This window comes from Actinoallomurus bryophytorum (assembly GCF_006716425.1).
Taxonomy (GTDB): domain Bacteria; phylum Actinomycetota; class Actinomycetes; order Streptosporangiales; family Streptosporangiaceae; genus Actinoallomurus; species Actinoallomurus bryophytorum.
This window is the reverse complement of the sequence record NZ_VFOZ01000001.1, coordinates 2,227,686-2,242,273: the sequence shown is the minus strand read 5'-3', so window position 1 is coordinate 2,242,273 and position 14,588 is coordinate 2,227,686. Positions and strand designations below refer to the sequence as shown.

General features: G+C 67.5%; 13 protein-coding genes. 2 read left to right on the top strand and 11 right to left on the bottom strand.

The genetic code is table 11. The features are described 5' to 3' along the window. Positions 1 to 487: 487 nt before the first annotated feature. Positions 488 to 2,662 carry an NACHT domain-containing protein gene (locus FB559_RS10520; protein ID WP_141955440.1) on the bottom strand — a complete coding sequence of 725 codons (2,175 nt, stop codon included), beginning with the start codon at positions 2,660 to 2,662 and terminating at the stop codon, positions 488 to 490. 490 nt (positions 2,663 to 3,152) lie between these two features. On the opposite strand from FB559_RS10520, the gene FB559_RS10515 reads away from it, so the two are divergent. Both FB559_RS10515 and FB559_RS10510 read left to right on the top strand, forming a co-directional pair. Beyond that, entirely contained in the window at positions 3,153 to 3,449 is a 297-nt protein-coding gene (locus tag FB559_RS10515; protein WP_141955439.1) for a hypothetical protein, read from the top strand. Positions 3,450 to 4,370: 921 nt separating this feature from the next. Then, complete coding sequence (locus FB559_RS10510; RefSeq protein WP_141955438.1) at positions 4,371 to 4,949, top strand: hypothetical protein; 579 nt, start codon at positions 4,371 to 4,373, stop codon at positions 4,947 to 4,949. Between the two features lie 477 nt (positions 4,950 to 5,426). Here FB559_RS10510 and FB559_RS46645 read toward each other — a convergent pair whose 3' ends face one another. The 10 genes from FB559_RS46645 to FB559_RS10460 all read right to left on the bottom strand — a co-directional run bounded on the left by FB559_RS46645 (position 5,427) and on the right by FB559_RS10460 (position 14,588). Continuing rightward, positions 5,427 to 5,948: a DUF6166 domain-containing protein gene (locus FB559_RS46645; protein WP_425455110.1), complete on the bottom strand. Its 522-nt coding sequence runs from the start codon at positions 5,946 to 5,948 to the stop codon at positions 5,427 to 5,429. 47 nt (positions 5,949 to 5,995) lie between these two features. Beyond that, positions 5,996 to 9,007, bottom strand: a complete 3,012-nt coding sequence (locus tag FB559_RS10500) for a BTAD domain-containing putative transcriptional regulator (protein ID WP_246122420.1) — start codon at positions 9,005 to 9,007, stop codon at positions 5,996 to 5,998. A 65-nt stretch (positions 9,008 to 9,072) separates the two neighbouring features. Beyond that, positions 9,073 to 9,534: a pilus assembly protein TadG-related protein gene (locus tag FB559_RS10495; protein ID WP_141955435.1), complete on the bottom strand. Its 462-nt coding sequence runs from the start codon at positions 9,532 to 9,534 to the stop codon at positions 9,073 to 9,075. Positions 9,535 to 9,538: 4 nt separating this feature from the next. After that, entirely contained in the window at positions 9,539 to 9,994 is a 456-nt protein-coding gene (locus FB559_RS10490) for a TadE family protein (protein WP_141955434.1), read from the bottom strand. Continuing rightward, a complete protein-coding gene (locus FB559_RS10485; RefSeq protein ID WP_141955433.1) occupies positions 9,991 to 10,383 on the bottom strand; it encodes a pilus assembly protein in 393 nt (130 codons plus the stop codon). The genes FB559_RS10490 and FB559_RS10485 overlap by 4 nt, the downstream gene beginning before the upstream one ends. A 5-nt stretch (positions 10,384 to 10,388) precedes the next feature. Continuing rightward, positions 10,389 to 10,610 carry a hypothetical protein gene (locus tag FB559_RS10480; protein WP_141955432.1) on the bottom strand — a complete coding sequence of 74 codons (222 nt, stop codon included), beginning with the start codon at positions 10,608 to 10,610 and terminating at the stop codon, positions 10,389 to 10,391. Positions 10,611 to 10,625: 15 nt separating this feature from the next. Beyond that, positions 10,626 to 11,519 carry a type II secretion system F family protein gene (locus FB559_RS10475; protein ID WP_141955431.1) on the bottom strand — a complete coding sequence of 298 codons (894 nt, stop codon included), beginning with the start codon at positions 11,517 to 11,519 and terminating at the stop codon, positions 10,626 to 10,628. Beyond that, on the bottom strand, positions 11,516 to 12,394 hold the full coding sequence (locus tag FB559_RS10470; protein WP_141955430.1) for a type II secretion system F family protein: 879 nt from the start codon (positions 12,392 to 12,394) through the stop codon (positions 11,516 to 11,518). The genes FB559_RS10475 and FB559_RS10470 overlap by 4 nt, the downstream gene beginning before the upstream one ends. Next, positions 12,394 to 13,782, bottom strand: coding sequence for a TadA family conjugal transfer-associated ATPase (locus tag FB559_RS10465; RefSeq protein WP_141955429.1), 1,389 nt, complete (start codon positions 13,780 to 13,782; stop codon positions 12,394 to 12,396). Before FB559_RS10465 ends, FB559_RS10470 begins: the two co-directional genes overlap by 1 nt. Continuing rightward, positions 13,779 to 14,588 carry a hypothetical protein gene (locus FB559_RS10460; protein ID WP_141955428.1) on the bottom strand — a complete coding sequence of 270 codons (810 nt, stop codon included), beginning with the start codon at positions 14,586 to 14,588 and terminating at the stop codon, positions 13,779 to 13,781. Before FB559_RS10460 ends, FB559_RS10465 begins: the two co-directional genes overlap by 4 nt.

Genomic DNA, 14,588 nt, shown 5'->3' with positions numbered 1-14,588 from the left:
AGCTCGCGCCCGCCTGCCTCTGCGACCGCACAGTTCACCATGCGGGTGACCGCTTCGCGGACGGGTAGAGAGTTACAGATCCACTAGGTGTGACCTCTTCTGCCGTTGAACCGGCTCACGGCTTCGCCGCGCGTCTCGGGTCGCGGGCGAGCCGTCGGTCGACGTCCGGAGATAATCGGCTTTGGGACCTTTCTTGTTGCTGATGTCCCCGATGCAAGCATCCATAACCAACTCAAGTACGGCGCCGTCGGCCGTGCAGTCGGCCACGGCCACGGACAGACATGACGTTGGTGCTGGGGAACGACATCCGGTTCTGCTCGGCGTGTCCGGGATTCGCCTGCCCGGCTCAGGGGGCGCGCTGCGGTGAGCAGGGGTCCAGCTCGTCTAGGTACTGAGGAGCGGGCCTCGCGACCGGGGCAGGGGCGGTCGTCATCTGCGTTGGCCTCGCAACAACCGTGTGGCTTTTGAGAATTGAGATTCCGTAACGTTACGGGCGCGTGCGGGGAGTCAGCCAATCTTGAAGTTGGCGGTGACGAAATTGGTAGGCAACTCCGGACACGCGCAGCACGTCGGCCCGATACGCCCATTCCAAGAACGCGCCGAACCGCAGCGGCGTCCGGCCGCGGGAAGCAGAGACCACGACACAGATGTGGTACCGCAACCACACATTCGACCCGAGTGCGAGCCAGCCCGTGAGTCCACCTGTGAGGCCGCCCACGAGTCCCCCCACGAGCCCGCTCGCGAATCCGACCGTGAGCCCGACGACGAGCCCGACCACGAGCCCGCTCGGGAGCCCGAATGTGAGCCCGAGCGTGAGCCCGAAGCGGCCATCTGCGTGAATGACGTCTTGGGGGCTGACAGGTTCGGGGGAAGGATCACTGAACGCGGCTGCGAGGCCGACCGCGAGCCCGCCGGCGAATCCACCCGCGAGGCCGATCGCGAGCCCGTCGGCTAGTCCATCGGCGAGTCCACCGGCGAGTCCACCCGTGATTCCGCCAGCCAGTCCGCCTGTGAGTCCCCACATAGGTCCCCACATGAGTCCCCGTATGAGCCCGGCTACGAGGCCGCCCACGAGCCCGGCCACCAGCCCGCCCACGAGTCCCCACGCGATCCCGCCCGCGAGTCCCCCCGCGAGCCCGCCCACAAGCCCGCTTACGAGCCCGAACGCCAGCCACGTGGTGAGCCTGCGCAGACCCCGGCGGGTAACCAGATGACCGACATTCAGGCGGCGTGGCACAAGCCGCCAAACCATCGAGACGGCCAAGATCCATTCAGGGACGGCGAGTGCCAGAAGGGGGTAGGTCCGGGTAATGACACCGGCGACGAGCGCCGCCATACCGGGAACGGCAGCTAGGGCGACGTGCGGGAGCCGCGTGGCGCGCTGGCCGGCCGGACGCCACCATTGGGCCATTTCGATATCGGTCGCCGATCGGCCGTGCCGGGCCTGCCAGTCCAGCCCGGCCGCCAAGGCGGTCAGCCAGCACTGAACCTTCTCTACCGGATAGCGGCCGTCGGGATCGTGCAATCGCACCGCCGCGGGCACATATCGACTCAGCAACAACCGCTCGACCCGGCGGCCATGCTCCTCCTCATCCTCCGGCACCGGATCGGACCGATCCTCCTGTCCCGACGCGGGATCGGGGAGCAGTTCGGCCGGGTCGCCGCCGTCGCGGAAGACCGTCAACGCCAGCGTCAACCGCCATGGCGTCGCCAACTGCCTGGCCACCAGCCCATCCGGGTGGTTCTCCAACTCCTCCAGCACCGGACCCCACCGGCTCAACTCGTCCTCGTCCCGTAACTGATCGAGCAGATACCCCGCGGCCTCACCACCGCCCAGCGGGACTATCTCCACGTGGGTCGCCCGGTCCACCTCTACTCCAAGCGCCGCGTGCTCCTCGCTGCGACACGTCACGACCATCGCGGCTCGCTCAAGTCCCGCCATGTAGGAGTTCAACGCCCGAACCGCTGTCCGTGCCCGCTCCGGCTGCCCGGACGGGTCCATCTCATCCAACCCGTCCACTACCGGAATAACGCGCCGGTCCCGCACCAGTCGGCCCGCCACCTTTACACCCATGCCGAACCGGGCCGCCAGATGACCCTCGAACCATTTCTCGAACCCGCGGCCGGTCTCCCACGCGGCGGCGCTGATCACCACTGGCACCGGTCCACCCCGCTCCCGCCGCCGTTGCTCCAACAGCCGAACCACCAATTCCAACACGAGGACCGTTTTGCCCGACCCCGCCGCACCCAGCACGACCAGCCGACCCGGAGACAGGGACCGGTAATAACCCAGCACAGACTCCAGATCTCCCTCGCCGGCTCCGCCCACCTCACGGAACCGGCCTGCCCCCTTGATAAATCGCACATTCGCGGCGCGATCCTCCACCTCACCGGTGCCGATCAACCGCGACCGCGCGACTGTGGCCTGGGCCAGCACCACCGCAGCCAGCTCCGTCTCCGCCTCCGCCACACCCAGCTCGGCGCGGCCCGAACCATCGACGAGCTTGTCGGCGACGACCAGCACCACGCCGAACGCGCTGACCCCCAACCCCCACACGTTCGCCCAGCCCACCCAGCGGTTGAACTCATCGGAACCGCCGGCGAGCCACGCACGGACCAGGATCGTGGCCGCCAGCAACACCACCGCCGCCGCCAGCAGCACCCAGCCCACGATCCGCAGACACCGCCGCACCCCGGCCCCCCATCCCGTCCTAGGCCACCCACCGTCGCCCAGACTCTACGAACCCCGCATACTCCCCGCAGTGATAACGCCGCCCGACGGCCGACCACGGCCATCACAAGACAGCCCAGATCAAGATGTCATCGGCGCAACAACCGCGCTGGACGGCCGTGGGCGAGCCCGGACTGGCTTCGTTCGCGAAAAGGGACACCGGGTGTTCGCGGCTACGGCACCACTTCGCCCAGCGCCGAATGATCAATTTTCGTGAGGAGCGGCTCCACTTGTGGTCCTCAGGCGTCCGTCCTTGGCGCCTTCTCGGTGACGACGACCTTCAGTGACGTAGCGGTCGCCGCGGATGCACCCGCCCATGCTCAGCTATACCTTCGTGACCCCGGCTCGCCCGTTGTCTGCGATTTACCCGCGATGGCGGCACGGACATGGCAACCTCTGAGCAGCAACGAAAGGACCAGACATGCCAATTCTCTTCTTCGCCGCCGCTGGTGCCCTATTTGCAGGCGGAACTGGCGGAGGGTGGTATCTGTGGAGGCGCGGCCAGCAGGAAGCAGCCAAGCGGATGCAGCATCAGGACGCCGAGGCTACGAAGCGGGCGCTTAGAGATGCCATCGACCTTGCTGACCTGCGTAACAAGGCACGAGAGGCAGGCTTGGACCCGGATGAGGTCGTTGCCGGATACGAGAAGTTGCGAGACTCACAGTTGTCCCCAGAGGACGTGCTCGAGAGGCTGAGCCGGGCGGTCATCACCGGCTGAACAGCTTTGCCCACGTACAGATCTGCCGCTAGCCCGCAACATGAATCACGCTCTCAGATTGCTTCGGAGACTCCTGGTCGACGATGACCGGCGCGTGATCGCTGCCGGCCGCGAGACCTTCGTCATAAAGATGCTGGATCTCCAGCACCCCTTGGTGGCGGCTGATCCAGACAGAGTCGAAACGCCGCGCTGTACCTGGGGAGTTCTTCCGGCGCCCGGTACGGTGGGTGATCGCCAGTGGACTGTGCGGGACGGTCTGCCGGAGTGCTGCGGTTGTTTCCGGCCTCTCGCTGAATCACCGACGCAGAGCATCATCGAGGGCGTGCGCCTTGGCGGGTTCCCACAGGCGAACGTCTCCCGGCTCGCCCTGCAGGTGCCGATCTCCCGTATTCCAATATGTCCGTGTGTCGGCGAAGTCGATTGCGTCGACCAGTAGCGTGCTAGCGTCCGCGCCGAACAGCATCGGTCCCGTTTGAGCCGCCAGCCACGAGGCGCAGGTGTAGTGCGTACACCTCTGATGGTCTACGGCTGGCCTAACACCCAGTTCAGCAGGGGCCGCATCGTGGGCTGGCCAACCGATCATCGCCTAAGCGGCACTAGGCATCGCGTTTGTCCACATCCTGCTTGTCGGCACGGTCACTGTGATCGCGGTCCCGAAAAAAGGACCGCTCCAGCACGTCGACAAGCGCTCCCTGACCTTCTCCGGATCTTGACCGATCAGGTCCAACCTCCGGCATGTGATCCTCCAGCAGCTCAGCCTGCGGCCCAGCCACCGGCTCAACAAGGAGGGGGCCGGCGCCGTGAGACCCGGCCGAGGTAGAGCCCCGCCCTGAAGCATCGCCCCCGGCATCGTCCGGGGGCTTCCGCATACCGGGAGAAGCTGAGTCAGTGGACCAATCCGTTCCACTACCATCGCTGCACATGACCGAGCCAGACGGCCTCAGCTTGGAGCGTCTCCAAGCTACGTTGGACGTGAGTCAGGATCATTGGGTCACCCTAAACTTCCGCCACCAGCCGACCAACCTCCCTCAGGTCCGACAGACGCTGGCTGCTCTCGAAACGATGTTGCAGTCTCTGGCGTTGGCCCACCTAGTGGCAAATCTCGAAACACGGACGGTTCAGGCCTCCTCCGTGGGCGAATCCGACGTTAAGCGCCTCAAGGAGCAGGTGCGTTTCGAGGTCGGCCGGATTTTCGTCGAGCACTTGAGCATTAACTCGCCGCTCCAGCTGGCCATGATGATTCCTGCGGGGGTCCTCACCGCGATTACCGGAGCGTTTGTATTCTTGCTCAAGAATCCGGAGAAGTTGGGCTCGTGGTGGCCGAGAGTCCAGACCGGGTACTACAAGGCTGAACGCGAGAAGCTAAAGGCACAGCGGGCGCTTGCACGACTCCAACGGGCGGCACCCGAGGGACACGTGGAGGTCGGTTCGGGTGAGGCTCGACCACCACTTGTACTGCCGGCGGATGGCCCTGAGCTTGGGGGAGACAGCCCCGCCTGACGTGTTGACGCGCCCGGCTAACAAGCGGGTTTCCCTCCACTTCCAAGGCCCGGCGGCTGGCTCCTAGCGTTGTGGTCCTCTCCGGAGGGATGCGTTCATTGTGCGCAGGCCAGCCTTAGTCCTGCACCGTGATTTCGAGCAGCTCCAGCCTTAACTGGATTAACGCAGCGTCCGATAGCTTCAAGTTCCGGACATCCGCTCATTCCGCCGAGCGTGCGCTGCCATACGCCCGATGGTGTAACTCTTCGTCAGCCTTCACGCTGCTCACATGCGCACGACCCAGCCGGGCGTGGCGCCACAGCGCGTGTGCCGAAACTCGCGAACATCGACCCGTGCCAGATTTGGGCGGTGCCCGAACTCCCGAACAACTGGTGCCGAGACTCGTTAAAGAAAGCCACCGGACTGTGTGGAAAGCGAACAGCAGGTCAAACGGTTGGGTGGAACGGTTGTGAATAAGCTTTTCCTTACTCGCGATAATTAGAGCGGTGTCGCGAGACTGGAGAGCCAGCGGAGGATTTCCTTGCGGGGCATGGACCATGCTTTGCCGTACCGCAGGCGGGTGGCGATGACTTGCCTGGTGAACTGCAGGTAGGGCAGAGCCAGAAGGTGCTGCTGACACGGGCAGGGCCAGTCTGGGGCACTGCTGCCCTGTCCAGGTGGGACCTCTGGCCGTGCTGGATGCAGCGGTTTCTTGCTGTGAGCTTGGGATAGGGCAACGCTAGGGCGCTGGTCACAGCCTGCGTATTCATTGAGGGCGTCGGTGAGGAGGCTTAGTGCGAGGTCGCGTGGCCCGTTGCCGTCGTAGCCCCAGTTGAAGCCGGAAGGTGAGTGCCGGACCAGGTGTGGCAGTGGCCGATAGGTGCGTAGAGGGGATTCGATCACCGCCGCGCCTAGACCGTCTGGTCGGGGCCATCCGTGGTAGATGACCTCGGCCTGCGATTCGCTGCCCAAATCAGAAGAGGATCTGCCATTGGTGGCGCGACCAGGTTCCGGCTGCATCGGAGCTGAGAAGGTCGCCATGTCTGCCAGGCGGTGTGTTAGAGGTGTCATGCCGGGTCCTGAGGGCGGAGCGGCCGGATGGTTGCTGTCGTGCGGTTTCCCCCGGACACAGGACGAGGGGCTTTGACCGGAGCTGTGCTGGGCGGTCTTTTTCCAGGACCTCTTGCTGGTGGAGGCTGCAGGAGGCGGAGTAGCAGCTTGTGGGTTTCCTCATCAGGTTCGGTGTCGAGGTCGGCGAGGCGGGTTTTCAGTTGTTGGTGGGTGCGGCGTACGGCGTCGGGGTGGCCGGATGCGGCTTGGATGCGCATGAGGTCGCGGTAGAGGGGTTCGGCGTAGGGGTCGTGGGCGAGGGCGTGTTCTAGTGCAGCCAAGGCCAGGTCCGGGTGATCGTTCTTGGCGAGTTGGGCCAGGCGGCTGAGTGCGTCGGTGGCTTGCCGTCGGAGGTTTTCGCGTTCGGTTTCGGCCCATTCGAAGGTGAGGTCTTCGGCGAGTTCTGCGGTGTACAGGTCGGGGACGAGCCGCAGCGCGTTCAGGCGGGTGGCGTCGGTGTCGGCGTTGTGGGCGCGGTTCAAAGTGCTTTGCAGCTGCCACAGGTCGACGGTGATGAGGTGGGGGTCGAGGCGGTAGCGGCCGGCCGCGTGGATGATGAACATCGGCTCGCGGAGTCCGGTGGCGTCGCGGAGGGTTTTGCGGGCGTTGCTGATGGCGGTGTGGAACATGGTAGTTCCGGCCTGAAGCTCGCGGTCGGGCATGAGCGCGTCAACGCCTTGCTCACGGGTGATCCCTGCGGGGTGCAGGGCAAGGTAGGCCATGAGGTCGCGGGTGATGCGCCGTAGCCCGGTGGTGATCGGTTCGCCGCCAGATTCGACGCGGACCTGTCCGAGCAGACGCAACCGGATCGGCCGCAGTGTGTCCTCCTCGACGGCGTCGGCCAGTCGCAGACGGCCTGCTGATGCGATGGGTTGGCCGGTGCGGTCCGATGCCGGGGCGGTTAAGGATGGTCTCGGTGAGGACATGCCGGTGCGGCTGGTGGCAGCGGGTGCACTGCTGGATGCCTTGCCGTTGGATGGTGAGACTGACCCGACAACCGATTCAGCGGGTGGGGCGGTTTCGGGTGCACCCCGCGCGGTGCGGACCACGTTGAGCATGTCGGCAGCGTCGGCTGCGGTGAGGTGGAACAGTCGGCCGCCTGCCCAGGTGCCGGCCGTGGGGCCGGTTGCGTCGGTGACGGTGCCGTCGCCGGAGACATGCAGAGTGGTTCCGACCGCCCAAGTGCCCAGCAGGAGGGCTCCGACGCAGTATGGCGCGCTCAGGGACAGGATGGCTTGCAGCGCTTCGCCGGATGCGGGCATGGTCGCGATCAAGATGATGGCGGGCAGGGGTTCGCCGGGTTCAGTGGTGCGGAGGGCGTGAACGTCGGCTTGGTCGGTGGTCTCCAGGAGCCGGGCCCGGTGGATGAACTCCGATTCCAGGTGGGTGATCGCCGCCTGCAGGGATCGGGAGACGATCAAGCCCGGGATGGTGGCTGCCAGGTCGGTGAGGTCGAGGCCGGAACCGGCGAGCAGGGCGGTGGCGTCGGGTTCGGGGATGATGAGCTCGACGCGGTAGCGGCTGGATTTGGCGAGGAGCTCGATCATCAGAGCCCTGACGGTGCCGGTGGCACCAGGGCCGGTGAAACTGAGGTTGAGCCCCGAAAGTTCGACGATCAGATGCTCTCCGTCGCGGGTGCCGGCGGTGACGTGGGTCGGCGCTGGTGTGGTGGCGTCGTGGGCGATGAGGTCAGCGTCGGTGGGGAGCGGTTCCCCTTGCTCGGTGTAAGTGTCGAGGTGGGCTTTGCGGACTTTGGCGACCGGTGCGGGCGTAGCCGGTTCGGTGGTGGGGTCGGGCCATTCGGTCGCGGGGGTGCGTCGGCGTCTGCGGTGCAGGCGGGTGGCGGCCAGGGCGACGCTGATCGCAGCGGCCAGGCCGATACCGAGGTAGGCGCCGGTCGGGAGCATCACGGTTACTGGTGTGTCGTGATGATGCCCGGGCGTTTCCGGTGTCACGGGTCCTGGTGAGCTAGGAGTCGGTGATTCCTTTGGCCGGGGGGTTTGCGGCGGGCGCGTTTCGGATGACGGCGTTGGTGTCTCCGATGCCGTGCCGGGGCGCGTGGGTGTTGCTGTCGGGCGGTCGTCCGGTGGGTCCGTTACGGGGCCGGGTTCGCGCGTGGGCGGCGCTGTCGGCGTCGTCCATGCTGGGGGGTCGGGGGCCTGGGAAGCCGCTGGCGGTGTGCGGTGAGTGGTCGGCGGTGGTGTGGCGCTGGGCGTGGGCGCATGTGGCGGCATTGGCGGCCGAGGATGCGGGCGCGCCGGAGTGTGGGCTGGTCGCCGGGCGGGGCGGTCGCTGGTGCTGCCCTTTGGCGGGGCCTTGATGTGCTGGCCGGGGTAGATGCGGTCGGGGTCGGTCAAGGGTGGCAGGCCGTGGGGTTGGTTGAGGTGCTTGCTGGCATTGAAGATCGATGGGTATTGCGCGCCTGAACCGGTCGTCTTGCGGGCGATCGCCCACAGGGTGTCCCCGCGTTTGATCACTCGGGTCTGCCACGGATGAGCTGATGTGGTGCGGGTCGGATGGTGTGCTGAGGGCAGGCGGGAGGGCTGCGCGTTTTCCGCGTCTGAGGCAGTCGGAGCGCTAACGGCGTTGGCTGCGAGCGAGGTGGTCGCGGCGGTTGTGGGCTGGGAGAGAGCGGCGGCGGTCGAGCCGACTGCGGGAGCGGTGGCGGTCACGATGAGGGCGGCCATGGCGACCAGGTCGCGGGCCAGGTGCTGCATCGGGCGGATCGCACCGGGCAGTCCCCGGGGCGGGCGCCCGCGGCGATATCCGGCTGTCTCGGCGAGCGTGATCACGGTGAACAGGCACCAGGCCGCCCAGCCGATCACCTTGATGACGGCGAGAAATAGGGCATTGCCGGTGTCGGGCCGGGTGAGTGTTGCGGTGATCTGATCCCAGGTCGGCAGGGCGTGGGGGATGGGGGAGCCCGCGAACGTGGCCAGACCGGCGGGAACGCCGGCCAGCAGAATCACCAAGACGGCTAAGGAACCGAGTCCCCGCATGATCTCAGCGCTGCGAGTGTGGGTTGGTGGATGGTTCATCGACCCTCTCCTTCCACACCAGTGATCAGGTCGGCGACCGCACCGGCCTGGACGTGCAGGGTGGTGATCCCGATCAGGGGCAGGAAGATCGCCCGGCGGGTGATCGTGACGTGCACGCTGATGCGGTGGTCATCGAGAGGGGCGGCTGTCCCGGTGTAGCCGCTAGTGCGCAGGTAGTGCTGGGCGGCGCGGATCGCGGCGGGCCGGTCGATGACGAAGGAGCCGCCGCGTGTGTAGGCGCGGTCGGCGTCGATCTGGCCGGCGCCGGCGCGGGCGGCTTCTTCGGCGGCGATGTTCGCGTCGTGGCGGGCGTCGAGTTGTCGGCCGAAGTCGACGATCGCGCCGAAGAAGACCACCACGACCAGGGTGATGATGACCGTGAAGATGCTCAGACCTCCCCGGTCACCCGAGCACGCGCGGGGCCGGCGAGGGAAGCGTGCCCAGGCGGGGTTCGACACGGCTTCAGCTCCTGCCTCGGTAGGGGTCCAGCGGCGAGCGGTGCGTCTGGGTCACGGTTCGAGAGCCGGGGATCCCGGGGGCGGCGATGTCGGCCAGCCGGACGGTGCAGGTCACGCTGGCGCTGATGAGCCCGGCCCGGCCCACGGGCTGGCTGAATGCGGCCAGGTCCAGGTGTACCTGTGGGGCGCAGTGCAGTCCTTTGTCTCGCAGTGTGGCCAGCGCGCTGGCGGTTGCGGCGACTCGTGCTTGGGCGGGGGTGCGGGCGATGGAGGCTTGGCGGGCGGCGTCGGCGGCGGCCTGGCTGACGGCCGCGGTGGCGCGTTGCAGTCGCGCTCCGGTGAGCAGCCCGGCAAGGAACAGGATGAACAAGGGGGCGAGGATGGCCGCTTCCACCACGGCGTTGCCGACCTCGCCGCGAAAGCTGACCAGTTTCGGGCCAGGCCGTGATCGGCGCCTCATCGCTGCCCCGAGGTGGTGAACCGTTCCCGTGGGCCCGCCACCGTGCCGGCGGTGGACAGGTGCACGCCGGGCAGCAGCGACGGTGCCCTGCCACGGACGGTGACCGTAATGGTCAAAGGGCCGGAGGCGGTGACGGTCGGGGAGAGCAGGACGGGTTCGTGGTGGGCGAAGGTGATCGCGGCGCTGCGTCCTTGGGCGAGGGTGTGGTTGTGGGCGCGGGCCACCCGCAGGCCTTCTTCGGCGGAGGACACGGCGACCTGGTGGGCGGCGGCGAGCATGACCGCCTGGGCCAGGGCGAGGAAGAGGACGGCGATGGCGGGGAAGACGATCGCGATCGCGATCGAGGCTGATCCTCGGTCTTTGCCGCGCCGCGGTCGATAGCCGGTCATGACGCTCAGGGCATTTTGGCGATCCAGGCTTGGACCTTGCCGGAGACTGCGGCGTAGATCCCGGCAGCCAAGATCGCGAAACCCGCGACGATGATGATGGTCTCGACCACGTTCGCGCCCCGGTCCGCACTGGGGCGGGCACGGTCGGGCAGTACCGCAAGCCGTGCGATGAGCCGCGTTGTGAGTCGTGCGGCGCGCTGGCGGTGGCGCTGGAGCAGGTTTTTCATCGGGAACCCCTTTGCTCATCCGGTGGTCAGGAGTCGGGAGAAGAACGGGTATCCGACCAGGACGACGAACCCGAGCATGAGCAGGGAGGTCGGTACCCACATGGCGGTCGTGCGGCTGTTGGCCTCAGCACGGGTGGCCGCGGATGCTTCGTGGCGCATCGCGGTGATCTTCGCGTCCAGGACGTCGCGGATCTTGGCGCCTTCGGTGCCGGCGATCTGGGCGGTGTGGGCAAGGCTGACCAGGTCTTCTACCCCGATCTGGTTCCCGAGTTCAGCCAAGGCCTGCCAGGGCGGGTACTGACCTTGGCGGGCTCGTTTCAGAGCGGCGGCGATGCGTCGGAACGGCCAGGCGTGCGCGATGGCGACCGGGCCTTCCAAAGCGGTGTTGAGAGCGGCGCCGGCTTCGCGTTCCAGTACGACGAGCTGCAGGTAGGCCGCGAAGGAATACCGGAAGTCCTTCCTGCGTTGGCGCGCCGCCGATCGCAGGTTCAGGTCGGGAATGAACGCCAACCCCACGGCCAGCACGAGACCGGCCGAGATCGGGACCGTCCACGGAAGCGCGGCTCCTACCAGCAAGAGCAGGGTCGCCGTGATGGGTGGGATGAGCAGCCCGGCGAGAAACAGCGCGAGTTTGTCGAGCATGAACCGCTCGACGCTGCGATTGAGCAACGCCAGGTCGGTTCGGGGCACTGCGAGCATCCCGGCGGGCCGGGCCAGATGGTCGGCGAGCCAGCCACCGACACGCTCGCCGATTCCCCGCCTTGAGACGGGTTCGGATGGGTGCAGGCGGACGGCCTGTAACCGGGCCAACGCCGCGTCAAGGCGGGGTGGAGCGGGCCGCAGCTCGCGGGCGATAGTGATGAGTCCGAGCGTGGCCAGGACGCCGGTCGTAGCGGCGAGGGCGATCACGGATGCGCCTCCTCATGGTCGTGTGCTGCTGCTGGTTGGTGGAGGAAGCGTGAGCCAGTGGTGATCACCGACAGGCGTTTCATCCACGCCAGGCCGCCCGCGTACAACGCCGCCACGCCCGCCAGGACCAGTTGGCCGACCGGCGTGCCGTACGGACTCGACAGGGTGGGAGAGGCGACCAGCAGCAGGCTGAGCCCTGATACGGCGATCACGATCACGAGCAGAGTGGTGCGCAGCGAGGCACGCTCGGCCTCGACCTCGCGACGGACGATGACCTCGGCGGCGACCGCGTCGGCGAGCGCGCTCAGAGCTTGGCGGGTGCCCGGACCGCGGCGTTTCGCCGCGAGGATCAACGCGGTGGCGATCAGGTCCCCGATCGGGTCATCGAGGTCATCGGCGAAGGCGCGCAGGGCATGTTTAGCGTTGGCGCGATTGTTCAGCCGTTCGGCCAGCACAGCGACAGGGGTGCGTATCGGGGCGGGGGTGACGTGCAGGCTGTCGGTGAGGGTCGCCTCCAGTCCGCGGCTGGCGCCCATCACCTCCGCGAGTCGGCGCGCCCACTGCTCCAGGGCTTCGAGGCGGATGATGCGGCGGCCGGGTTCGCGCCCGGACAGCATCGAGGGCAGCACATAGATTCCGGCCGCGACCGCGATGGCGGCGACCGGCCACCGGACCAGTAACAACACCACCAGTCCTACCGCGGTGGCGGCGGCGAGACGGCGACGCCGTCTCGGATCGGTGACCGCGTGCAGCGCCCGCCGGAGGTGTCTCGGTGGCCGTAGACCGTGTGTGGCGACCGGGCGGGTGAAACCGGCGACGGTCAGGGTCAAGCCGAGCGCGGCGGCGAGTCCGGCCACGGCGGCGAGTAACTCCATTACGACCAGCCTCCCGGCGCCTGGGCCAACAGATCGGGGTCCAAACCGGCGGCGGTCAGCTCATCGAGAAGATCGGCGCTGATGTGACCGCCTGCGGGGGTCGCACGGCCCTCGCGTCCGGGAACGAAGACGTGATTGCGGGTCGGCTCGACACCGTCGGCGGGCGGACCGACCTCCATCACCTCGGAGACGAACCGGGCGTTGGTGGCAGGGTCGCGTTCCAGGTAGATGATGAGGGGCTCGGCGAGCCCGAACATCAAGTGCAGATCCTGCGGCGTGTAGCCGAGGCCGGCGCGGCGGCCGAGCTGGATGACGCGATTGAAAATGTGAGCGGGCCGGTGGACGTGCAGGGTGCACATCGACCCTCGGGCCCCGCTGTACATCACTTCGAGCATCGGCGCGAGCTCACCCTGGCGGGCTTCTCCGACGATCACCCGGTCCGGGTTCATCCGCAGACTGGCCGGGACCAGATCCTGCAGCCGGATCTGCCCGGCGCCTTCGGAGTTGGCCTGGCGGGCCTCCCACGCCACGACATCGTGGTGACGGGATGCCAGCTGCGGATCGTCCAGAAACAGTTCGAAGTCCGACTCCAGCGTGATGATCCGCTCATCGGGATCAAGCTCGTTGGCCAAGGCACGGACCAAGGTGGTCTTGCCGGTGTTGACCTCCCCGCACACCACCAGGTTCCGGCGCGCCCGCAGCGCCGCCCGCAAAAACCAGGCCACCGGTTCGCTCAGCGTCCCCCGGTCGGTGAGGTCGGCGAGGGTGACATCGATCAGCCGGTGCACGCGCAGCGCCAGATGAGGACGGCGGGAGACCCAATGCACCACCGCGAGCCGCACGCCATCGGCAAGCGCCAGATCCAGCAGCGGGTTGGCGCGGGAGAACTCCCGGCCGGTGGTGCCGCGCCGGGCCAGCAGCTGCACCCATTCGATGAGTTCCTCATCGCTTCCCGCAACCGCGGGGCCTGCTTCTTTGGTGCCGTCGGTGTAGGTGACCCAGGTCTGAGCGTGACCGTTGACCACGATGTTCTCCACATCATCGCGCCGCAGGTACGGCTGCAACGCGCCCAGCCCATAGCGCCGGTCGAAGATGAGCCGGGCCAGCCCGCGTTGCATCGGCGCCGGCGGGAGCGGACGGCCGGCGCTGGCCTGGTCCTGCACCCAGTCGCTGAGAGCGGTCTCGATGAGCCGCCACGCTTGGGCACCATCGAGGTCATCACCCAAGACGTCGACCAGCTCACGACCGATCTGACGGACCGCCTCCCACAGCACCGCATCGCCGGCTCCGGCGGACTGCAGCTCCTCCCGGCTTCTCGCCGCCTTCTGCCCGTGGGCAAGACCACCGACGACGAGCGGCTGGATGGGCGTCCAGCGGTAGTGGCTCATCGGCGCGCACCCGGTGTCCTCGGTATGGCCTGCAGGGCGGAGCCGGGGTGGAAGGCGCGTTCTTCGACCTGCTTGCGTATCTGGTTACCCAAGATCGCCGCAGAGCGCATCAGCAGCGACGTACGGAACGCCAGATGCGCAGGTCGCCCATCGGACAACACCCCCGCGTCTGCGGGGGCATAAGGCAGCTGCGCGAAAACCGGAAGGCCGGACAGTGCCTTGCGTACGGCCCTGGTCGAGTAGGGGCCGGAATCGATCAGGCACAATCCCAGCCGTGCTGAGTCCGGCAGCGCCCGGCGAAGACCCTGCAGGCGCGGCTGGGCTGCGTTGACCTGCGTGAGGGTGCGCCGTAGCACCATCACGACCAGATCGGTGGCGGCCAGCAAACCGGCCGGGGTATCGGCGCCGCCGATACGACCCAGGTCGGCGATGACATCGGTTCCGGCTGAGGTCATCGCCGCCGCCAGCGGCGGCCACAATGGTGTGAGCTGTCGGGCGTGAGACGGATCGCAGATCCCCGGCAGCAAGACTGCTGGATGGCCGATGTGCGCTCGGTCGGTCAGCCGGATCGTGTAGTCCTCAATGCGTACCGGTTGAAAGCCGCGGGCCAAGTGCATGGCCAGGCCCAGTAGACCCGGGCCCGGCGGGCCAGGCAGCCGCTCGGCCATGAACCCCGCCAGCACGCTTCCCCCAGCCGGATCGCACTCGGCGAGCACGACCTGCCGCGGCCAGCTCAGCGCCAACGCCAGCGCCGTGGTCGTAGCGCCGGCCGACCCACCAGCGGACACCACGCCGTACAGGGCCAT

Coding starts and splice junctions, on each gene's coding strand:
- FB559_RS10485 (WP_141955433.1), bottom strand. CDS start 10,383: ATGACCGGCTATCGACCGCGGCGCGGCAAAGACCGAGGATCAGCCTCG.
- FB559_RS10465 (WP_141955429.1), bottom strand. CDS start 13,782: ATGAGCCACTACCGCTGGACGCCCATCCAGCCGCTCGTCGTCGGTGGT.
- FB559_RS10470 (WP_141955430.1), bottom strand. CDS start 12,394: ATGGAGTTACTCGCCGCCGTGGCCGGACTCGCCGCCGCGCTCGGCTTG.
- FB559_RS10460 (WP_141955428.1), bottom strand. CDS start 14,588: ATGGCCCTGTACGGCGTGGTGTCCGCTGGTGGGTCGGCCGGCGCTACG.
- FB559_RS46645 (WP_425455110.1), bottom strand. CDS start 5,948: ATGCAGCCGGAACCTGGTCGCGCCACCAATGGCAGATCCTCTTCTGAT.
- FB559_RS10480 (WP_141955432.1), bottom strand. CDS start 10,610: ATGAAAAACCTGCTCCAGCGCCACCGCCAGCGCGCCGCACGACTCACA.
- FB559_RS10490 (WP_141955434.1), bottom strand. CDS start 9,994: ATGAGGCGCCGATCACGGCCTGGCCCGAAACTGGTCAGCTTTCGCGGC.
- FB559_RS10515 (WP_141955439.1), top strand. CDS start 3,153: ATGCCAATTCTCTTCTTCGCCGCCGCTGGTGCCCTATTTGCAGGCGGA.
- FB559_RS10510 (WP_141955438.1), top strand. CDS start 4,371: ATGACCGAGCCAGACGGCCTCAGCTTGGAGCGTCTCCAAGCTACGTTG.